The 21,042-nt window shown below is 69.9% G+C and carries 14 protein-coding genes; 7 read left to right on the forward strand and 7 right to left on the reverse strand.

What is annotated here, in order from left to right:
• Positions 1-50: 50 nt before the first annotated feature.
• The 4 genes from QOL88_RS30435 to QOL88_RS30450 all read left to right on the forward strand — a co-directional run bounded on the left by QOL88_RS30435 (position 51) and on the right by QOL88_RS30450 (position 5,898).
• Entirely contained in the window at positions 51-842 is a 792-nt protein-coding gene (locus tag QOL88_RS30435) for an ATP-binding cassette domain-containing protein (protein ID WP_097221478.1), read from the forward strand.
• The gene (locus QOL88_RS30440) at positions 839-2,131 is read left to right on the forward strand and encodes a sugar ABC transporter permease (protein ID WP_097221479.1); all 1,293 of its coding nucleotides are present in this window, start codon (positions 839-841) and stop codon (positions 2,129-2,131) included. The genes QOL88_RS30435 and QOL88_RS30440 overlap by 4 nt, the downstream gene beginning before the upstream one ends.
• A 181-nt stretch (positions 2,132-2,312) precedes the next feature.
• Entirely contained in the window at positions 2,313-4,235 is a 1,923-nt protein-coding gene (dxs, locus tag QOL88_RS30445) for a 1-deoxy-D-xylulose-5-phosphate synthase (protein WP_097221480.1), read from the forward strand.
• A 163-nt stretch (positions 4,236-4,398) separates the two neighbouring features.
• Positions 4,399-5,898 (forward strand): amino acid permease, encoded by a 1,500-nt coding sequence (locus QOL88_RS30450; RefSeq protein ID WP_097221481.1) that lies wholly within the window; start codon positions 4,399-4,401, stop codon positions 5,896-5,898.
• Positions 5,899-6,239: 341 nt separating this feature from the next.
• Here the strand turns inward: QOL88_RS30450 and QOL88_RS30455 are convergent, their stop codons facing one another.
• Entirely contained in the window at positions 6,240-6,614 is a 375-nt protein-coding gene (locus tag QOL88_RS30455) for a PIN domain-containing protein (protein WP_097221482.1), read from the reverse strand.
• Positions 6,615-6,696: 82 nt separating this feature from the next.
• Here QOL88_RS30455 and QOL88_RS30460 point away from each other — a divergent pair, with 82 nt between their 5' ends.
• The 3 genes from QOL88_RS30460 (at position 6,697) to QOL88_RS30470 (ending at position 10,966) form a co-directional block, all read left to right on the forward strand.
• Entirely contained in the window at positions 6,697-7,716 is a 1,020-nt protein-coding gene (locus tag QOL88_RS30460; RefSeq protein WP_097221483.1) for a hypothetical protein, read from the forward strand.
• A 230-nt stretch (positions 7,717-7,946) separates the two neighbouring features.
• Entirely contained in the window at positions 7,947-9,218 is a 1,272-nt protein-coding gene (locus QOL88_RS30465; RefSeq protein ID WP_097221484.1) for a nucleotide sugar dehydrogenase, read from the forward strand.
• Entirely contained in the window at positions 9,215-10,966 is a 1,752-nt protein-coding gene (locus tag QOL88_RS30470) for a glycosyltransferase (protein ID WP_097221485.1), read from the forward strand. The genes QOL88_RS30465 and QOL88_RS30470 overlap by 4 nt, the downstream gene beginning before the upstream one ends.
• A 74-nt stretch (positions 10,967-11,040) precedes the next feature.
• Here QOL88_RS30470 and QOL88_RS30475 read toward each other — a convergent pair whose 3' ends face one another.
• The 6 genes from QOL88_RS30475 to QOL88_RS30500 all read right to left on the reverse strand — a co-directional run bounded on the left by QOL88_RS30475 (position 11,041) and on the right by QOL88_RS30500 (position 21,026).
• A complete protein-coding gene (locus tag QOL88_RS30475) occupies positions 11,041-12,483 on the reverse strand; it encodes a polysaccharide deacetylase family protein (RefSeq protein WP_257027936.1) in 1,443 nt (480 codons plus the stop codon).
• A gap of 41 nt (positions 12,484-12,524) precedes the next feature.
• The gene (locus QOL88_RS30480; protein ID WP_097221486.1) at positions 12,525-13,976 is read right to left on the reverse strand and encodes a cellulose binding domain-containing protein; all 1,452 of its coding nucleotides are present in this window, start codon (positions 13,974-13,976) and stop codon (positions 12,525-12,527) included.
• A 161-nt stretch (positions 13,977-14,137) separates the two neighbouring features.
• Positions 14,138-16,267, reverse strand: coding sequence for a 3-hydroxyacyl-CoA dehydrogenase NAD-binding domain-containing protein (locus tag QOL88_RS30485; RefSeq protein WP_097221487.1), 2,130 nt, complete (start codon positions 16,265-16,267; stop codon positions 14,138-14,140).
• The gene (locus QOL88_RS30490; RefSeq protein ID WP_030838745.1) at positions 16,264-17,481 is read right to left on the reverse strand and encodes a thiolase family protein; all 1,218 of its coding nucleotides are present in this window, start codon (positions 17,479-17,481) and stop codon (positions 16,264-16,266) included. The genes QOL88_RS30485 and QOL88_RS30490 overlap by 4 nt, the downstream gene beginning before the upstream one ends.
• Before the next feature lie 123 nt (positions 17,482-17,604).
• On the reverse strand, positions 17,605-18,642 hold the full coding sequence (locus QOL88_RS30495) for a LacI family DNA-binding transcriptional regulator (protein WP_097221488.1): 1,038 nt from the start codon (positions 18,640-18,642) through the stop codon (positions 17,605-17,607).
• Positions 18,639-21,026 (reverse strand): glycoside hydrolase family 2 protein, encoded by a 2,388-nt coding sequence (locus tag QOL88_RS30500; protein ID WP_097221489.1) that lies wholly within the window; start codon positions 21,024-21,026, stop codon positions 18,639-18,641. The genes QOL88_RS30495 and QOL88_RS30500 overlap by 4 nt, the downstream gene beginning before the upstream one ends.
• Between the last annotated feature and the right edge of the window lie 16 nt (positions 21,027-21,042).

The raw sequence follows: 21,042 nt of genomic DNA on the forward strand, positions 1-21,042 counted from the left end.
CCCCTCCCACCCTTCTGCACAACCTCCCGCCGGGTCAGGCGGCGAAGGAGATGGTTCACGTGTCCGCTACGCCCGTGCTGGCGTTGCGCGGGGTCTCCAAGCGGTTCGGTGCCGTTCAGGCGCTCACCGACGTAGAGCTTGAGGTCCACGCCGGTGAGGTGGTCGCCCTGGTCGGCGACAACGGAGCCGGAAAGTCCACGCTGGTCAAGACGATCGCCGGCGTGCACCCCATCGATGAGGGCGTCATCGAATGGGACGGCAGGTCCGTCCAGATCAACAAGCCGCACGACGCTCAGAACCTGGGCATCGCGACCGTCTACCAGGACCTCGCGCTCTGCGACAACATCGACGTCGTCGGCAACCTCTACCTGGGCCGGGAGATCCGCAAGCGCGGCATCCTGGACGAGGTGGAGATGGAGCGCCGCTCCCGCGAGCTGCTCGACACGCTGTCGATCCGCATCCCCAGCGTGCGCATCCCGATCGCCTCGCTCTCCGGCGGTCAGCGCCAGACCGTGGCCATCGCCCGTTCCATGCTCGGCGAGCCCAAGCTGGTCATCCTCGACGAGCCCACCGCCGCCCTCGGCGTCGAGCAGACCGCGCAGGTCCTCGACCTGGTCGAGCGGCTGCGCGAGCGCGGCCACGCCGTGATCCTCATCAGCCACAACATGGCCGATGTGAAGGCCGTCGCGGACAAGGTCGCCGTGCTGCGCCTCGGGCGCAACAACGGCATCTTCGAGGTCAAGTCGACCTCGCAGGAAGAGATCATCTCCGCCATCACCGGCGCCACCGACAATGCCGTGACCCGCCGTGCGGCGCGCACGAACGGGGAGGTTTCCAAGTGAGCATCGACAAGACCTCCGCGGCTCCGGACGACCACGTCGTGGAGAACCCCGAGGCGGCCAAGGCCGCCGTCACGGTCGTCGACCCCCGGCTGCTGGTGCGGGAGCAGGGCCTCAAGGGCTACGTCACCGAGTACAAGCGGAAGATGAAGTCCGGTGACCTGGGCTCCGTCCCGGTCGTCATCGGCCTGGCGATCATCTGGCTCATCTTCACGAGCCTGAACTCCAACTTCCTCACCGCGGGCAACCTGTCCGACATGTCCGTCGCCATGGTCGGCACCGGCATGATCGCCGTCGGCATCGTGTTCGTGCTGCTGCTCGGCGAGATCGACCTGTCGGTCGGCTCGGTGTCCGGTGTCGCGGGTGCGTCGTTCGCGGTGCTGAACGTCACCAACGGCATGAACGAGTGGCTCGCCTTCGTGCTGGCCATCCTCACCGGCACGGTCGCCGGTGTGCTGCACGGCTTCTTCTTCGCGAAGATCGGCGTCCCCGCCTTCGCCGTCACCCTGGCCGGTCTGCTGTTCTGGAACGGCCTCATGCTCCAGATCCTCGGCGACAACGGCACGATCAACCTCGACCCGGACGGAGTGGTGGCCCAGCTGACCAGCTACTACTTCTCCGACGTGGCCGCCGCGTACGCGCTGGCCGCGGTGGTGACCGCGGGGTTCTTCCTCAGCTCCTTCCTCGAGAACCGGCGCCGCGAGGCCGCGGGTGTGCCGTCGAGGCCGCTGAGCGAGACCATCGCGCGGACGGTGCTGCTGGCGATCCTGGCGTTCGCCGTCGCCATCGTCTTCAACCAGTACAAGGGCCTGCCGCTCGCCGTGGTGATCTTCATGGTGGTGCTGCTGGTCACGGACTTCGTGCTGCGCCGCACGGCCTACGGCCGCAAGGTGTTCGCGCTCGGCGGCAGCGTCGAGGCGTCCCGCCGTGCCGGTATCAACGTGGAGATGGTCCGGATCTCGGTGTTCGCGATCTCCGGCACCTTCGCCGCGGTGGGCGGCCTGTTCATCGCCTCCAAGATCGCCGCGGCCAACCAGGGCGCCGGTGGCGGTGACCTGCTGATGAACGCGATCGCCGCGGCGGTGATCGGCGGCACGTCGCTGTTCGGCGGCCGTGGACGCACCTGGAACGCCCTGCTCGGTGTGCTGGTGATCGTGTCCATCCAGTACGGCCTCGCCCTCGAGGGCATCGCCTCCCCGGTGCAGTACATGATCACCGGTGGTGTGCTGTTGGCCACGGTCGTCATCGACGCCGTCACCCGCAAGACGCAGAAGACGGCCGGGCGCGCGTAACGCCCGAGAGCCCGCCTGTGCCCGGTACCTCCCAGGTACCGGGCACAGCTGTGTCGTAGGTGTGGCACAAGATGGGTACAGCCGAACGCGTGACGTACGACGCGAGGCCACGGCGCCGCCCGCAAAGGCGGAACATTAGACTCGACAAGCCCGGCAACAGCTCTACTGCAAGGAGGCACGGGTGCCGCTGCTGACCCGTATCAGGGGACCGCGCGATCTGGACCGGCTCAACCTGGAGGAGCTGAACCAGCTGGCGGAGGAGATCCGGAGCTTCCTTGTCGAAGCGGTCTCCAAGACCGGCGGTCACCTCGGCCCCAACCTCGGCGTGGTGGAGCTCACCATCGCCCTGCACCGGGTCTTCGACTCGCCCCGGGACAAGGTGCTCTGGGACACCGGCCACCAGTCCTACGTCCACAAGCTGCTCACCGGCCGCCAGGACTTCTCGAAGCTGAAGATGAAGGGCGGCCTGTCCGGCTACCCCTCGCAGGCCGAGTCCGAGCACGACGTCATCGAGAACTCGCACGCCTCGACCGTCCTCGGCTGGGCCGACGGCATCGCCAAGGCCAACCAGATCCTCGAGCGCGACGACCACGTCGTGGCCGTGATCGGTGACGGCGCCCTGACCGGCGGCATGGCCTGGGAGGCGTTGAACAACATCGCCGACGCCAAGGACCGTCCGCTCGTCATCGTCGTCAACGACAACGAGCGCTCCTACGCGCCGACCATCGGCGGCCTCGCCAACCACCTCGCGACGCTGCGGACGACGGACGGCTACGAGCGCTTCCTCGCCCGCACCAAGGAGGTCCTGGAGCGCACCCCGGTCGTCGGACGGCCGCTCTACGACACCCTGCACGGCGCCAAGAAGGGCCTGAAGGACTTCATCGCCCCCCAGGGCATGTTCGAGGACCTCGGCCTGAAGTACGTCGGGCCGATCGACGGACACGACCTGGAGGCCCTGGAGTCCGCGCTCGCCAAGGCCAAGCGGTTCGGCGGCCCGGTCATCGTGCACTGCCTCACCGAGAAGGGCCGCGGCTACCAGCCCGCCCTCCAGGACGAGGCGGACCGCTTCCACGCCGTCGGCAAGATCCACCCCGACACGGGCCTGCCGATCGCCAGCTCCGGCGCCGACTGGACCTCCGTCTTCGGCGAGGAGATGGTCAAGCTCGGCGAGGAGCGCGAGGACATCGTGGCCATCACGGCCGCGATGCTCCAGCCCGTGGGCCTGGACAAGTTCGCCAAGCGCTTCCCCAAGCGGGTCTACGACGTCGGCATCGCCGAGCAGCACGGCGCCGTCTCCGCGGCCGGCCTGGCCACGGGCGGCGTGCACCCGGTGTTCGCCGTCTACGCCACCTTCCTCAACCGCGCCTTCGACCAGGTGCTGATGGACGTGGCCCTGCACAAGTGCGGCGTCACCTTCGTGCTCGACCGGGCCGGGGTCACCGGCACCGACGGCGCCTCCCACAACGGCATGTGGGACATGTCGATCCTCCAGGTCGTGCCCGGACTGCGGCTGGCCGCACCGCGTGACGCCGACCAGGTCCGCGCCCAGCTGCGCGAGGCCGTCGCCGTCGACGACGCACCGACCGTGGTCCGCTTCTCCAAGGGCGCCGTCGGCCCCGCCGTGCCCGCCGTGCGGCGCGTCGGCGGCATGGACGTCCTGCGCGAGCCGGGCACCGACCGGCCGGACGTCCTGCTGGTCTCCGTCGGAGCCCTCGCGCCGATGTGCCTGGAGATCGCCGGCCTGCTCGACAAGCAGGGCATCTCCACGACCGTCGTCGACCCGCGCTGGGTCAAGCCCGTCGACGAGGCCATGGCCCCGCTCGCCGAGCAGCACCGCGTGGTCGTCACCGTGGAGGACAACAGCCGGGTCGGTGGCGTCGGCTCGGCGATCGCGCAGGCGCTGCGTGACGCGGGTGTGGACGTGCCGCTGCGCGACTTCGGCATCCCGCCGCGCTTCCTCGACCACGCCTCGCGTGCCGAGGTCCTGGCCGAGATCGGGCTCACCGCGCCGGACATCGCCCGGCAGGTGACCGGGCTGGTCGCCAAGCTCGACGGGCGATACGAGCGGTCCGCCGCGGACGCCGTGGAGTCCGCGCGCGACTGACAAGGCGGACACGGCCGACAAGGCCGAACGGATCGGGATGGGCCGGTTACCCCACCGTGAGGGTGGTGTAACCGGCCCATCGGCGTGAATCCGTTCGTGCCGGGGCATACGGATGGTGCCACCTCTCGATCATGTCGAGGACGACAAGCGTGGGAGGTACCCCGTGAGCAGTACCCTCTTCCGGACGAAGAAGATCGAGCAGTCCATCCGCGACACCGAGGAGCCGGAGCACGCGCTCAAGAAGTCCTTGTCCGCGCTGGATCTGACCGTCTTCGGCGTCGGTGTGATCATCGGTACCGGCATCTTCGTTCTCACCGGCACAGTCGCCAAGGACAACGCCGGGCCCGCGACGGCTCTGGCGTTCGTGGCGGCCGGCGTCGCCTGTGCGCTGGCCGCGCTCTGTTACGCCGAGTTCGCCTCCACGGTTCCGGTCGCCGGGTCCGCCTACACGTTCTCGTACGCCTCGCTCGGGGAGCTTCCCGCCTGGATCATCGGCTGGGACCTGGTCCTGGAGTTCGCGCTGGGGACGGCGGTGGTGGCCGTCGGCTGGTCCGGCTACATCCAGTCGCTCCTGGAGAACGCGGGCTGGACGATGCCCGCGGCGCTGGGCAGCCGGGAGGGCGCGGACACCTTCGGCTTCGACATCCTCGCCGCCGCGCTGGTCCTCGTCCTCACGGTCATCCTCGTGATCGGCATGAAGCTGTCCGCGCGGATCACGTCGCTCGTCGTCGCCATCAAGGTGACGGTCGTCCTCGTCGTGATCGTCGCGGGCGCGTTCCTCATCAAGGGGCAGAACTACGACCCGTTCATCCCGAAGGAGAAGCCCGTCGAGGCCGGGGCCAGTCTCGACTCCCCGCTGATCCAGCTGATGTTCGGCTGGGCGCCCTCCAACTTCGGCGTGATGGGCATCTTCACCGCCGCCTCGGTCGTGTTCTTCGCCTTCATCGGTTTCGACGTCGTGGCCACGGCCGCGGAGGAGACCAAGAACCCGCAGCGCGACATGCCGCGCGGCATCCTCGGCTCCCTCGTGATCTGCACCACGCTCTACGTCCTCGTGTCGATCGTCGTCACCGGCATGCAGCACTACACCAAGCTGTCCGTCGACGCCCCGCTCGCGGACGCGTTCAAGGCGACCGGGCATCCGTGGTACGCGGGCTTCATCAGCTTCGGCGCCGCGGTCGGCCTGACGACGGTGTGCATGATCCTGCTGCTCGGACAGACCCGGGTGTTCTTCGCCATGAGCCGCGACGGGCTGCTGCCGCGGTTCTTCTCGCACGTCCACCCGCGGTTCAAGACGCCGCACCGGCCGACGATCCTGCTCGGCGTGCTCATCGCGATCCTCGCCGGGTTCACGCCGCTGACGGAGCTGGCCGCGCTGGTGAACATCGGCACGCTGTTCGCGTTCGTGGTCGTCGCCATCGGTGTGATCATCCTGCGCAAGAGCCGCCCCGACCTGCCCCGCTCCTTCCGCACGCCGTGGGTGCCGGTCATCCCGATCCTGTCGGTGTGCGCCTCCCTGTGGCTGATGATCAACCTGCCCGCCGAGACATGGGTCCGCTTCGCGATCTGGATGGTCGTCGGCTTCCTCGTCTACTTCCTGTACGGCCGGACTCACAGCCGTCTCGCACGCCGCGAGGAGGGCGAGGAGCAGCCGAGCGCCTAGGCTCCGCCGGGCTCTTGCTCGGGGGCGGGGGCGGGGGCGCCTTCTCGCCGGGTGGTGGGTCGGGGCCGCGCCGGGGGGTGTCCGTCCTCGGAACGGCGCGATGGGGTCGGACGCCGACTGACTGTTCGTTGACGCGCCAACCGCTGCGGGCGGACACCCCCCGACACGGCCCCTTCTCGCCGTACGCGGGTGCGGGCCGCCCCCGCTGCGGGTATGCGTGCCGCTAAGGGCGGCACGGGTGGGCGTGGGGCCCCTACTCGAGCGAAGCCGAGAGCTTGGGGGAGGCGCCCCGCTACGCCGGGCTGCGGACCCACCCGGCCCGACCGACAACCCCGGGCACCCTACGGACGAACAGATCGCGGTCCCGTCACGTCCGCCCCCAGCTCCGCGACCCGCCTCCGCAGCTCCCGGTCCGCTGTGATCACCAGGGCGGGACGGTCACCGGCGGAGGCCACCACCTCGACGATGTGGTCGTCTCCGCTGCCCTCGGCGGACGACACCCGTACCCCGGGCACGGACTCCACCCCGCGCGCCGCCCCCTCCACGACCAGGACGACCTTCACCGGGCCGGAGACGGCCGGAACTCCCTCCGACGCCAACCGGTCACGCAACCGCTCCGCCGCCCCCCGACGGTCCCGCCACCACCCGTCCGGCACCGAACCGACGACGTTCGCCGCGTCGACGACGACCAGGACAGGCGTGGTGGTGGCGTTCATGTGGCCAGGGTCGCACGGGAGATGGGCACGAGGCAGGGGTGGGCGGGCGCACCGGGCCCGGTCGGCCGCATAAAGTGAACACGTGAACGGCGACTGGCTCATCCGCGGCCGCGACGGCCGCCTCACTGTCTATCTGCCCTCCGGCGACGCCGTCCTGTGCCGTGCGGAACGCGGCCCCGCGGGTCCCTGGGAGGACGCTCCGCGCACCGTCGGCGGCAGCCAGAAGCTGCACCCGGGCGCGGCGGTCGGCCAGGGCGCCGACGGGTACGCGCACCTGGCCGCCTGGCGGCCCACCGTGGCGGGGGAGTCGGGGCTCGTGCACTCCACGCACTTCCGTCCCGGCCTCGCGGCCCTGGACTGGGTCCCGATCGGGCACCCGGACCAGAAAGGCGACCGGACGGGCACGCCGGCCGTCGCCGTCGACGGTGCGGGGCGCGGCTACGTCTTCGTCCGGAACAAGGGCGGCGGGGTGAGCCTGCGCAACCAGAAGGTCAAGGGCGGCTGGGGCGGCTGGCTGGACCTCGGAGGGCATGACGTCGAGGGGGAGCCGACCGCCGCGGCGGGGGAGTCCGGGCTCGTGGAGGCGTACGCCTGCGTGCCCGGCGGGATCCTGCGCTGGCGCCAGGAGGGGGACGGGAAGAAGCCGGTGCAAGCCGAAGGCGTCGACGCCCCCGCCCGTCCCGGGACCCTGCGCGCGCTGGCCACGTCCGCCGAGCACACCACCCTGTTTTTCACGAACCTGTCCGGAGACCTGTGCGCCTGGCGTCCAGGTGAGAAGCCGGTGACCCTGCTGGCGTCGGCCGGTCCGGGGCCGGTCTCGGCGGTGCGGTGTGTCATCGAGGGGCACGACTGCACCGTGCTCGCGCAGCGGTCGGCGAACGGCCGGGTCGCCTTCGCCGCGTATCCGACCGAGCAGGAGTCGGCCGGTGCCTGGTGGACCGAGTCCGGGCCCCAGCTGCCCGCCGACGCCATGGTGTCGCTGGCGCTCGACGAGCACGACGAGGTCGTCGCCGCCTCGCTCTCGCCGTCGACCAAGACCATGCTGCTCACCCGCCGCAAGGACGAGCCGGGGCTCGCGCTGGAGGCCTGGCGGGAGATCTGACCGCCTTCAAGAAGCGGAACTGATCCCTTCGTCTTGAGGCTCTTGACGCACCAGACACATGAGATGTGTCAAGGGTTGTACAGATGTGTGCGTGACATGGCGCACCTAGGGTGAACATGGTCAAAAAGTGAAGGTCTTGTTAACCTCCTCGGACTTGTTCGATTTTGCTCGGGGGGCCGGTTGCTACTGCGTCTGGCCGACGCCGTGGCAACGGGGTTGGGGATGAATTCGTGAGCAGATCCTCCACGGTGGATCTTGTCGTTGTCGGACTCGGTTACGTGGGGCTGCCGTTGGCCAGGTCCGCCGCCGCCGCGGGCCTGAAGGTGGTCGGTCTCGACCGCAGCCGACGGGTGGTCGAGGGACTGAACGCCGGCCGTTCACATGTCGACGACATCTCCGACGCCGAAGTGCGCGCCATGCGCGAGCAGGGCTTCGAGGCCGTCGACCGGGCCGAGGTGATCGCCGGCGCCGCCGCGGTCGTGGTGTGCGTTCCCACGCCGCTCACCGAGCACGGCGCCCCGGACCTCGGTGCGGTGCACGCCGCCGTGGACGACATCGCCGCCCACCTCACCGCCGGCACGCTCGTGGTCCTGGAGTCGACGACGTACCCGGGCACGACCGACGAGGTCGTCCGGCCGCGGCTGGAGGCCGGGGGCCTGCGCGTCGGCGTCGACTTCCACCTCGCCTTCTCGCCCGAGCGCATCGACCCGGGCAACCCCTCCTTCGGCCTGGAGAACACCCCCAAGGTCGTCGGCGGCATCACGGCCGACTGCACCAAGGCCGCCCGCGCCCTCTACGAGCGGTTCGTGAACCGGGTCGTCGAGGCCAAGGGCACCCGCGAGGCCGAGATGGCCAAGCTGCTGGAGAACACGTACCGGCACGTCAACATCGCGCTCGTCAACGAGATGTCGATGTTCTGCCGCGAGATCGGCGTCGACCTGTGGGACGCCATCCGGTGTGCTTCCACGAAGCCGTTCGGGTTCGCGCCGTTCCATCCCGGCCCGGGCGTCGGCGGACACTGTATTCCGATCGACCCCAACTACCTGTCGTACAAGGTGCGTTCGCTGGGCATCCCGTTCCGGTTCGTGGAGCTGGCGCAGGAGATCAACCAGCGCATGCCCGTGCACGTGGTGAACCGGGCCGCCGATCTGCTCAACGACCAGGGCAAGGCCGTGCGCGGCTCCCGGGTCCTGCTGCTCGGCGTGACCTACAAGCCGGACATCTCCGACCAGCGCGAGAGCCCGGCCCTGGCCGTCGCGGAGAACCTCCTCGCGCGCGGTGCCGAGCTCGTCTACTTCGACCCGCGGGTGAAGGACTGGCGCGTCGCTGGTGCGCCCGTCGAGCGGGCCGAGGACTATCTCGCCGCCGCCGAGGCCGCCGACCTGACGATCCTGCTCCAGCCGCACCGCGAGATAGACCTCGACGAGCTGGCCGACCGCGCCCGGGCGCTCTTCGACACCCGGGGCAAGTCCGCCGACCACCCGCGGGTGGTCAAGCTGTGACTGCCGACGATACGTACATACCGGGAGCCGTCGACTCCGGTGGCCGTCGGGCCCACCGCAAGCGGCGGCACCTGAAGGTCTCGTACTTCGTCTTCCTGGGCCTCGCCGCACTGATCGCCACCCGGCTCGACGCCGGTTCCCTGCACCTGTACTCCATGGGTGCCATGGGCCTGCTCGCCCTGAAGATGTTCGGTGCCCTCTTCTACCGTCCGGCCAAGGCCGGGCGGGAGGAGCTGGAGTACCTGGAGAACGCCTGGGTCACCGCGGTCATCCCGATCTACAACGAGGACCCGGTGATGTTCGAGCAGGGCATGCGCAGCCTCCTCGCGCAGAGCCGCCTGCCGAACGAGATCCACATCATCGACGACGCCAGCGCCAACGACTCCGGCATCAGGGCCGCGAAGAAGATGCGCCGGGAGTTCGAGGCCAAGGGCGTCAAGTACACCGTCAGCGTCCAGCCCGAGAACAAGGGCAAGCGCGAGGCGCTGGCGCTCGGCTTCGAGGCGGCGCCCTACTCCGACATCTTCCTGTGCGTCGACTCCGACACGGTGCTGTCCCGGGACACCGTGCGCGAGCTGCTGCTGCCGCTGGCCGACGAGAAGATCATGGCCTCCACCGGCATGGTGCTGGCGCTCAACCACGACAGCAACATCTTCACCCGCCTCCAGGACCTGCGCTACGGCAACTCGTTCCTGTTCGAGCGGGCCGCCTACTCGCGACTGAAGTCGGTGCTGTGCTGCTGCGGCGCGCTCTCCGCGTACCGCGGCACGCTGGTGCGCAAGTACCTGCCGGACTTCCTCAACCAGCAGTTCCTGGGCAAGCCGGCCGTCTTCGGTGACGACCGCCGCATGACCAACTACTGCCTGATGGAGGGCCAGGTCGTCTTCCAGGAGACCGCCGTCGGCTACACGGCGGTCCCCGAGAAGCTGCCGCACTTCCTGCGCCAGCAGGTGCGCTGGAACAAGTCCTTCTTCCGCGAGTCGCTCTGGGCGTTCCGGCACCAGAAGAAGTACCGGCCGGCCTTCTGGCTGACCTGCATGGAACTCGCCCTGTGGCTGGTCTTCGGCTCGGCGATGTTCTACTCGATGGTCATCCTGCCCATCATGAAGCCCGCTCAGTTCGTCAACCACATCGGTGACTACCTGGTCTTCATGGTGCTGATGGGCTATCTGCGCAATGTGCGCTACCTCGACTTCCCGCGGCGCGGGATGGGCTTCGTCAAGCGGTTCGGCATGTTCCTGCTCGCGCCGATCTACGGCGTGATCCAGCTGACGCTGCTGACCCCGCTGCGCTTCTACGCCCTGTTCACCCTCCACAAGGGCAGTTGGGGCACCCGCCAGGGCGGCGTCGAGGTGTCCGTGGCCGGGGACCACGAGAGCGATGTGACGGAGATCTTCGAGGAAGAGGACCCGTACTCCGACAAGAAGGTCACCGAGACGCTCCAGTTGATGCGTCTGGAAGGCGTGGCGCTGCACACCCGGCCCCGCCCGGCGGGCGGCATCCCCTCCCAGCCGCAGCCGATCCCCGGCTACGACGAGGAGCACCACGCGGGCGTCCCGCAGCAACGCGTGAGCTGGGGGTCGCCGGCCCCGGCCGGTCAGCAGCAGTGGCAGGGCGGACACCCCGGTCACCAGGACCCGTACCGGCAGCAGTACCCGGGCCAGGGCTACGGGCAGGGCGGATATCCGCCCCAGGACCCGTCCTGGCAGCAGGGACAGAGCCAGGGTTACGGGCAGGGCGGCTGGTAGAGCCGTAGGCGAACGAAGAGAGGGGCGGCCGGGGGCCGCCCCTCTCTTGTGCGTCCGGGCGGGACGCCCGGGCCTCAGGTGTAGGAGGCCATGGCCTCCTCGACCGTCAGCACCGGGATGTCCCGGTCGTCGATCGCCTTCATCAGCGTCTCCAGACCCGCCTTGCCGATCTCGGTGCTCGTCGCGGGGGCGCCGTCGACGACCTTGTGCAGACAGAGGATCAGCCAGTCGCCGCTGTTGACGCACCGGTCGAGCCGGCCGCCCGCGCCCGTCAGCTTCGACAGGGCCGTACCGCCGATCCCCGCGCCGTCGTTGATGCCCGTCAGCGCCTTGAGGCGGTACGGCATCGCCGGCGCGAACGACTCGATCGTCTCGGAGATGATCGACCGGGCCGTGGTGAAGTGCCGGCTCGCGATCTGGTCGACCGGGACCCCGTCGGAGGTCTTCTGGAACGCGCCGTGCGGATAGGCGAAGTGCTCGCTGGTGAAGCCGTTGGACACCAGCCACTCGCGCAGCTTGCGGAAGTCGTCGTCGGCCTGCTCGGCGGTGAGCTTGGGGTAGCTGGCCGTGTGGACGGCGTTCGCGTACGAGTGGCCCCCCATCTCCCAGCCGGAGAAGTCCTGCATCGACCGCATCTGGTCGAGTGTCAGGAAGCTGCCCGTACCGATGGCGTCGGCGATGTTGTAGACCGTGCCGGGGAAGCCGTAGCGGTCCATGACCGGCCGGGCCAGGTCGTGGATCGACTTGTGGGAGTCGTCGAAGGTGAGGGAGACGACGCCCTTGGGGAAGACCGAGACGGTGTCCGGTATCAGCTCGACGGCCTGCAGCCGATAGGTCACCGGACCGCCCGCGTCGTCGTACACGGCGAACGACATGTCGGTGAAGCCGGTCTTCGTGGACGGTTTGCCGTCGGCGCCGATGGAGTACGTGCCGGCCGCCGCGCCCACGTCCGCCCACTGGAGGTGGACGGTGACCCACTCCCCGGACTGGACGTAGTTCGCGGACGTCTTGGAGTGGACGTGGTGTGTCCAGGCGAAGTGGTTCGCGAGGGAACCGCTGCCCAGGTAGAAGACGAGCTTGGCCAGGTTCGTCACGTCGTCCACCCGGAAGACCAGCCGGATCATCTTGCCCGTCAGGCTCATCGCCGGCAGGCCCGTCTTGCGGATGTAGCTCTGCTTGCCTGTGCCGGCCGTGGTCACCCGGACCGACTGGGTGCCGCGCACGAAGACGGACGTGTCGTTCGCCTCGGCCGACACCGTGCCCACGCCCCCGGGCGTCCAGCCGTGGCCGGACTGGAACTGCTGGGACCACGTGGCCCGGCGGTACTTGGGGCGGCGGCCGGAAGGGGCGTAGAGCGGAGGCGTGGTGAGGCCTCCGATGCCTCCCGCGGCGGCCGGGGCGGCGGCGGGCTGCGCCACCACCTTGCCCAGCCACGCGCCGCCGCCGGCCATGGCGACGCCTCCCGTACCGCCCATCAGCAGCGCGGAGCGCCTGCTCACCACCGGCTTGTCCTCCATTGCCTCGGCAGCGTGCCTGTGGGCGCCGGACCGCCTTTTCCTCACCGGGACTCCCGAACCGTGTCGAAGTAGTTCATGCCCTCGTCGGTGAAGCCGTCGACAGCGGACTGCACCTGCTTCGCCGAGAGGGTGTCGCTCGCGTTGTAATAGAGCCAGTCCACCTTCATGTCCCAGGCGCGCTCGCCCTTGAACGGCAGGTCGATGAACCAGTGGTTGAAGTTCACGGACATGTCCGCGCGAGGGGCGTACTTTCCGCTGCTGAGAAAGACCTTCTTGCCGTCGAGCCAGTAGGCGACGACGCCGTCCTTCACCCGGATCAGCACGGTGTGCCAGGTGTCGAGGCTCTTGTTGGTGGTCTCGTAGACCCGGTCGTTCTTCTTGTGGTCGAACCAGGTCACGGTGTCGAGCTTGGGGCCGGGCCGGCCCCAGCCGCCGTTCGGCATGTACTCGTTGTCCAGCTCGCTGTACTTCGAGCCCGTGCCGCCGATGGTGTAGAAGGTCTGGTTGACGTGGTCGCCGGAGTCCCCGGTGGCCGGCTCGTCGCTGAAGTGGATCCGGGCCGCGTAGGTGCCGTCGCGGAACTTGCTCGCGGCCGTGCCGAGGCTCGCCTGCTTCGTGCCGGCCTTGGTGCCGTCCGTGCTCGCCCGCAGGTTGAGCACCTGGCCGTCGGCGTGGGAGCCCTCGGCGGTGGGGAAGCTGACGCCGCTCGCGGACCAGGTGTTCTCGACGCCCGGGCCGCCCTTGCTGGTGCGGACCAGCCAGCCGTGCTTGAACAGGGCCGGGTCCTTGGGGCCCTGGTAGGTGAAGTCGTCGAACAGCACTCCGGCCGGAGGGGCCGGGACGGGGGCGGGCGCCGAAGCCTTCGCCGTCGCCTTCTTGTCGTCGCTCGCCTTGGTGCCGTCCGGCTCCTCACCCCAGGCGAGGACGCCCCGCTTGTAGGCGGTGACCTTCTCCGCCTCCTTGTAGCTGGTCATCTCCGCGTCGAAGGAGCGGTCGTCGGACTGCTTCAGCTTCTTGTGGTCGGTGCGGAACAGCTGGAGGTCGATGCCCTTGCTGTTGGCGCCGGGCTTCAGGCTGCCCGCGGCGGCCGTGAACCGGACCTCCAGATAGTGGTCGGCGGTGTCGGTGGCCTTGTCCATGGCGACGATTCGCCCGGCCACGTTCGAGCAGCCGAAGACGACGTTGACACAGTTGAAGGCGTACGAGGAGGCGCCCGCCGCGCCGTCGGCCGTGAACCAGTACCGGAGCGTCACATCGCTCAACGGCACTGCCTTGTCCGTGTCGTTGAAGATTTCGAACGACGGCTTGGCCGCCGTGGCCGTCGCCGGGGTGTCGGTCCGGTAGCGGATCTTCAGCTCGGGCGGATCCGGGTTCGCCGCCTTCCACACGGGATACAGCGCCGTGCCGCCGGCGGCGACCACCGCCACGAGGAGCAGGAGCCTGATCTTGGGCCAAACCCGGCGTCGGGGTGTACGGCGACGAGGGGACGCCACGCAGGACTCCTTCGAGGACACCCGGCGGTCCCGTGTGGAGACCGTCAGAGTCGGTAAACAATGGTCGGATTGTGTGAGGATCCTATCTGTGGCGGCATGCGAAAAGGGGGGCGGGTGCACGGATTGTTACCGTACGCCCCACCCCCCTCAGGGGTTACGCGTTACGCCGGGACGCTCGCGACGCCCTGCGCCAGGAACCTCTTGCCGTTCACGCGCTCGGAGACACCCTCGCGGTCCAGGTACGGCGTGATGCCGCCCAGGTGGAAGGGCCAGCCGGCGCCCGTGATGAGGCACAGGTCGATGTCCTGCGCCTCGGCGACGACGCCCTCGTCGAGCATGATGCCGATTTCCTGCGCCACCGCGTCGAGCACGCGGTCGCGAACCTGCTCCTCCGTCAGGACCTTGTCACCCTGCTTCAGCAGCGCGGCGACCTCGGGGTCCAGCTCCGGCTTGCCGGAGTCGTAGACGTAGAAACCGCGCTTGCCCGCCTTGACGACGGCCGCGAGGTTCGGGGAGACCGTGAAGCGGTCCGGGAAGGCCCGGTTGAGGGTCTCCGAGACGTGCAGACCGATCGCGGGGCCGACCAGCTCCAGCAGGACCAGCGGCGACATCGGCAGACCGAGCGGCTCGACGCCCTTCTCGGCGACCTCGACGGGGGTGCCCTCGTCGATGATGTTCTGGATCTCGCCCATGAAGCGGGTCAGGATGCGGTTCACGACGAACGCCGGGGCGTCCTTGGTGAGGACCGCGGTCTTCTTCAGCTTCTTGGCGACGGCGAAGGCCGTGGCCAGGGAGGCGTCGTCGGTCTTCTCACCGCGGACGATCTCCAGGAGCGGGAGTACCGCCACCGGGTTGAAGAAGTGGAAGCCCACGACCCGCTCGGGGTTCTTGAGCTTCGACGCCATCTCGGAGACCGACAGCGAGGAGGTGTTCGTCGCGAAGATGGCGTGCGCCGGGGCGACCGCCTCGACCTCCGCGAACACCTGCTGCTTGACGCCGATCTCCTCGAAGACCGCCTCGATGACGAAGTCGGCGTCCGAGAAGCCCTCGGCCTTGTCCAGCACACCGGAGACCAGCGCCTTGAGGCGGTTGGCCTTGTCCTGGTTGATGCGGCCCTTGCCGAGCAGCTTGTCGATCTCGGCGTGGACGTAGCCCACACCCTTGTCGACGCGCTCCTGGTCGATGTCGGTCAGCACGACCGGCACCTCCAGGCGGCGCAGGAAGAGCAGCGCGAGCTGGCTGGCCATCAGACCGGCGCCGACGACACCGACCTTGGTGACCGGGCGGGCCAGGTTCTTGTCCGGGGCGCCGGCCGGGCGCTTGCCGCGCTTCTGCACCAGGTTGAAGGCGTAGATGCCGGAGCGCAGTTCGCCGCCCATGATGAGGTCGGCGAGGGCCTTGTCCTCGGCGTCGTAGCCCTGCTGGAGGTCGCCGTTCTTGGCGGCGGCGATGATCTCCAGGGCGCGGTAGGCGGCCGGGGCCGCGCCGTGCACCTTGGAGTCCGCGATGAAGCGGCCCTTGGCGACGGCCTGGTCCCAGCCCTCGCCGCGGTCGATCGCCGGGCGCTCGATCTGGATCTCGCCCTTGAGGACGGTCGCGGTCCAGATCAGCGACTGCTCCAGGAAGTCCGCGCCCTCGAAGATCGCGTCGGCGATCCCGAGCTCGTAGACCTGCTTGCCCTTGAGCTGCTTGTTCTGGTTGAGGCTGTTCTCGATGATCACCGAGACGGCCTTCTCGGGGCCGATCAGGTTCGGCAGCAGGGCGCAGCCGCCCCAGCCCGGGACCAGACCGAGGAAGACCTCGGGCAGCGAGAACGCCGGGAGGGCCGCGGAGACGGTCCGGTAGGTGCAGTGCAGACCGACCTCGACACCGCCGCCCATCGCGGCGCCGTTGTAGTACGCGAAGGTCGGTACGGCCAGCTTGGACAGCCGCTTGAAGACCTCGTGGCCGCCCTTGCCGATGGCGAGGGCGTGCTCGTACTCCTTGAGGATCTCCACGCCCTTGAGGTCGGCGCCGACCGCGAAGATGAACGGCTTGCCGGTGAGGCCGACGCCGACGATCTCGCCGTCCGCCGCCTCCTTCTCGACCTGGTCGATCGCGGCGTTCAGGTTCGCCAGCGAGGCCGGGCCGAAGGTGGTCGGCTTGGTGTGGTCGTGGCCGTTGTCCAGGGTGATCAGGGCGAAACGCCCGGCACCGAGGGGGAGGTCGAAGTGGCGTACGTGCGCACTCGTGACGACCTCGTCCGGGAACAGCTCGGAAGCCTGCTTGAGAAGCTCGGCGGTGGTGCTCACTTGTCCCCCTCGAAGTGCGGGTTCTCCCAGATGACCGTCGCGCCCATGCCGAAGCCGACGCACATGGTGGTCAGGCCGTAGCGGACGTGCGGCTGCTCCTCGAACTGGCGGGCCAGCTGCGTCATCAGGCGGACGCCCGAGGAGGCCAGCGGGTGGCCGAAGGCGATGGCGCCGCCGTACTGGTTGACGCGCTCGTCGTCGTCGGCGATGCCGTAGTGGTCCAGGAAGGCCAGGACCTGGACGGCGAAGGCCTCGTTGATCTCGAACAGGCCGATGTCGGAGATCGACAGACCCGCCTGGGCCAGCGCCTTCTCCGTCGCCGGGATCGGGCCGTAGCCCATGACCTCCGGCTCCACGCCCGCGAAGGAGTAGGAGACCAGGCGCATCTTCACGGGGAGGTCGTGCTCCCGCGCGAAGTCCTCGGAGGCGATGAGCGAGGCGGTGGCGCCGTCGTTCAGACCGGCCGCGTTACCGGCGGTGACCCGGCCGTGCACACGGAACGGGGTCTTCAGGCCGGAGAGGTTCTCCAGGGTCGTGCCCGGGCGCATCGGCTCGTCGGCGGTGACCAGGCCCCAGCCCGTCTCACCGGCCTCGGGGGAGGTGCGGCGTACCGAGACCGGCACCAGGTCGGCCTGGATCTTGCCGTTGGCGTACGCCTTGGCGGCCTTCTCCTGGGAGCGCACGGCGTACTCGTCGGCGCGCTGCTTGGTGATCTGCGGGTAGCGGTCGTGCAGGTTCTCCGCGGTCATGCCCATGAACAGGGCCGACTCGTCGACCAGCTTCTCCGAGACGAACCGCGGGTTCGGGTCGACGCCCTCGCCCATGGGGTGGCGGCCCATGTGCTCGACACCGCCCGCGATGGCGATGTCGTAGGCGCCGAAGGCGACGGAACCCGCGACCGAGGTGACGGCCGTCAGGGCGCCGGCGCACATGCGGTCGATGGAGTAGCCCGGCACGGACTGCGGGAGACCCGCGAGGATCCCGGCGGTGCGGCCGATGGTCAGGCCCTGGTCACCGATCTGCGTGGTCGCGGCGATGGCGACCTCGTCGATCTTCTTCGGGTCGAGTCCGGGGTTGCGGCGCAGCAGCTCCCGGATCGCCTTCACGACGAGGTCGTCGGCACGGGTCTCGTGGTAGATGCCCTTCGGGCCCGCCTTGCCGAACGGGGTGCGGACGCCGTCGACGAAGACGACGTCCCTGACGGTACGAGGCACGATGGCTCTCCTCCAGGGTCAGGATCTGCATTGCTGCTGCTGCGATGCGCTGAGCGCGCGCTCAGGCCCATGCTACTTATGAGTAACGTAGCTGCACAGTCCTGGCGGGGGGAGCGGTGAAGGTCACACCTTCGGAGGTGCCGTGGACCCCCGCGGCGTCAGCACGGGAGTGGGCACCGGATGCGATCCGGCCTCACCCCCCGTGATCACCGAGAACAACGTCCGGGCCACCTCCGCCCCGAACCCGTGCACGTCATGACTCATCGCCGACAGCGTCGGATGCGTCAGCCGGCACAGCTGCGAGTCGTCCCAGGCCAGCAGCGACACGTCCTCCGGCACTCGAAGGCCCATCTCCGCCGCCACCGACAACCCCGCCACCGCCATGATGTCGTTGTCGTACACGATCGCGGTCGGCCGGTCGGCCGGTGCCGCGGTCAGCAGCGACCGGGTCGCCCGCGCCCCCGCGTCCCCCGAGAAGTCCGTCGCCACCTGCCACGCCCCGGCCAGCGCCAGCGCCCCCGCCGCCTCGTCGAACGCCGCCGTCCGGATCGCCGTGTGCCCGAGGTCCGCCGCCCCGCCGACCCGGGCGATCCGCCGGTGCCCGAGCGCGGCCAGATACCGCACCGCCTCCCTCACGGCCGTGGCGTCGTCCGTCCACACCGAGGTGAGCCCCCCGGTCAGCGAGGGATGCCCGACGGCGACCACCGGCATCCCGAGCCGCTCCGTCATGGCGCCCCGCGGATCGTCCGCGCGGAAGTCGACGAGGATCGACCCGCCGATCTGCCGCCCCCGCCACCACGCCTCCTGGACGCCGACCTCCTCGTCCATGTTCCGTACGAGCCGCAGGAGCAGCGAGCTGGAATGTTCGGCCAGCACGCTCTCCACGCCGGAGACGAACTCCATGTACCAGGGCTCGAGGCCGAGGACCCGCGCCGGCCGGCACACGGCGAGACCGACCACGTCCACCCGCGATCCGGCCAGCGTCCGCGCCGTGAGGCTCGGTGACCAGCCCAGCTCCCGCGCCGCGAGGAAGATCCGGTCCCGGGTGGCCTCCGACAGCCCGGGCTTGTGGTTGAAGGCGAGGGACACGGCCCCCTTGGACACGCCGGCGCGCGCGGCGACGTCCTTGATGGTGACGCGAGGGGTCGGCGTTGCCGTCATCGGGTGGGCTCCACGCAGTACAGGGCCGAACGAGCGGTCTCCGCGTCCGGAGTCTTCCAGCCGCGCACCCCGATGGTCACCTCTTCGCCCGGCAGCAGTGTGACCAGCCCCCGGTCGGCCCGCGCCCCCGGCTCCAGCCGGTCGGCCTGGAGCAGCAGGTCCCGGACCAGGGTGCGGGCTCTCACCGTGATCCCGCCCGGAGCGAGCGCGACCTCGAACCGTGGGGCCGGATAGGGGACTTCGCGGTCGGGCACGGGGAAATACAGCGCCCGCAGCCCCTCCGCGTCAGCGCCGGCGTCCGCGTCCGCGACCAGGTACTCCTTCGGCCCGAGGGGCGTCAGCTCGCGCGGCACGTCCACCCGGGCCACGCTGCGTGCCCCGGCCGTCAGCGCCACCTCCGCCTGCCCCAGCACCTCGCCCTCGACGGACATCCGTCGCAGGGTCAGCGCCCCCGTCCAGTCCCCGGCCGCCTGGTTCACGGCGGCCAGCACCAGCCGGCCGTCCCGCTCCCGGAGCGTCAGCAGCCGGTCCGCGTACAGCCGCCGCAGCTCGTGGTACAGCGGCTTCTCCCGGCCGTCCCCGTCGATCGCCGCCCAGGAGGTCACCGGCCAGCAGTCGTTGAGCTGCCAGACGATCGTGCCCGCGCACACCGGCCAGTGGGAGCGCCAGTGCTCGATCCCGGCCGCGACCGCCCGCGCCTGGTTGAGCTGCGTCAGGTAGTGCCAGCGGTCGAAGTCCCCGTCCGGCACGGCGAAGTGCCGCTCGAGTCCCCGCTCCAGCTTGCCGTTGCCGTCGTCCGCCTTCTGGTGGTGCAGCATGCCGGGGGAGTCCGGCGCGAGCTCCTCCCCGGGCAGCGCCCGGCGCAGCGTGCTGTACGCGGGCGGTGCCTGCCAGCCGAACTCGGCGACGAAGCGCGGCACGCTCATCCGGTAGTCCGCGTAGTCCTGCCGGTTCCACACCTCCCAGGAGTGGTGGGTGCCGTGCGCCGGGTCGTTCGGGTGGTGGTCCCAGGAACCGGACCAAGGGCTGCCCGCGGTGTACGGCCGGGTCGGGTCCAACTCGGCCACCACACGAGGCAGTACGCCCAGGTAGTAGCCCTCGCCCCAGGAGTCCCCGGCCAGCCGCGGCTCCCACTCCCAGTCCCGGAAGCCCCACAGGTTCTCGTTGTTGCCGTTCCACAGCACGAGCGACGGGTGCGGCATCAGCCGTACGACGTTCTCCCGCGCCTCGGCCTCCACCTCGCCGCGCAGCGGCTGCTCCTCCGGGTAGGCCGCGCACGCGAACGGGAAGTCCTGCCAGACCAGCAGGCCGAGTGCGTCGCAGGCGTCGTAGAAGTCCTCGCTCTCGTAGATCCCGCCGCCCCAGATCCGGACGAGATCGACGCCCGCGCCGGCTGCCTGCTCCAGCCGCTCCCGGTAGCGCTCGCGGGTGATCCGGGACGGGAAGACGTCGTCGGGGATCCAGTTGACGCCCCGGGCGAAGAGCCGCTCGCCGTTGACGACGAGGGTGAAACCGGTGCCGTGCGCATCGGGCCGCCGATCCAGCTCCACCGTCCGGAAGCCGATCCGCCGCCGCCACACGTCCAGCGCGTCCTCGCCGTGCAGAAGCTTCAACTCGACGTCGTACAGCGGCTGTTCACCGTACCCACGCGGCCACCACAGCCGCGCGTCCGGCACCCGCAGCCGTACGGTTCCACCCGCCCCCTCGATCTCCGCCCGCGCCCGCACCCCCGCGACGGTCGCCTCCACGGCGAGCGGTGCCTCGACCCGGGTCCGCTCGACGTCGACGGCCAGCTCGACGACGCCCGTGCCGTCCTCGACGGTGACCAGCGGGCGCACCCGGGCGATCCGGGCCGTCGACCAGTGTTCCAGGCGCACCGGTCGCCAGATCCCGGCCGTCACCAGGGTCGGCCCCCAGTCCCAGCCGAAGGAGCAGGCCATCTTGCGCAGGTACTGGTAGGGCTCGGTGTAGGCGGCGGGCCGTTCGCCCACCCGGCCCCGCACCGCCTCGGCCTCCGCGTAGGCGGAGACGAACCGCACGGACAGCCGCCCGGACAGGCCCGTCACGTCGAACCGGTACGAGCGGTGCATGTTGCGCACCGTCCCCAGCAGCCGCCCGTCCAGGGAGATCTCGGCGACGGTGTCGAGCCCGTCGAAGACCAGGTCGGTCTGCTCCTGCCCCCACGAGCCGCCGATCTGCCGCTCGTACGTCCAGTCCCGGCGCCCCACCCACGCCACCTCCCTCTCGCCCAGGCCGAGGAACGGGTCCGGGATCACCCCGGCGGCCATCAGGTCGGTGTGCACGCACCCCGGCACGGTGGCCGGGAGCGTGTCCGAGTCGTGGCGCAGGATCCATCCGTCGCCGAGCGGTGTCGCCTCCAGCATGCGCACTCCCTTAACC

The organism is Streptomyces sp. Ag82_O1-12 (assembly GCF_900182715.1).
GTDB lineage: Bacteria > Actinomycetota > Actinomycetes > Streptomycetales > Streptomycetaceae > Streptomyces > Streptomyces massasporeus.

Excerpts from the sequence above, each read along its gene's own strand:
- QOL88_RS30435 (WP_097221478.1), top strand. The coding sequence starts at position 51 with ATGGTTCACGTGTCCGCTACGCCCGTGCTGGCGTTGCGCGGGGTCTCC.
- QOL88_RS30455 (WP_097221482.1), bottom strand. The coding sequence starts at position 6,614 with ATGAACGCCACCACCACGCCTGTCCTGGTCGTCGTCGACGCGGCGAAC.
- QOL88_RS30475 (WP_257027936.1), bottom strand. The coding sequence starts at position 12,483 with ATGGAGGACAAGCCGGTGGTGAGCAGGCGCTCCGCGCTGCTGATGGGC.
- QOL88_RS30495 (WP_097221488.1), bottom strand. The coding sequence starts at position 18,642 with ATGACGGCAACGCCGACCCCTCGCGTCACCATCAAGGACGTCGCCGCG.
- QOL88_RS30500 (WP_097221489.1), bottom strand. The coding sequence starts at position 21,026 with ATGCTGGAGGCGACACCGCTCGGCGACGGATGGATCCTGCGCCACGAC.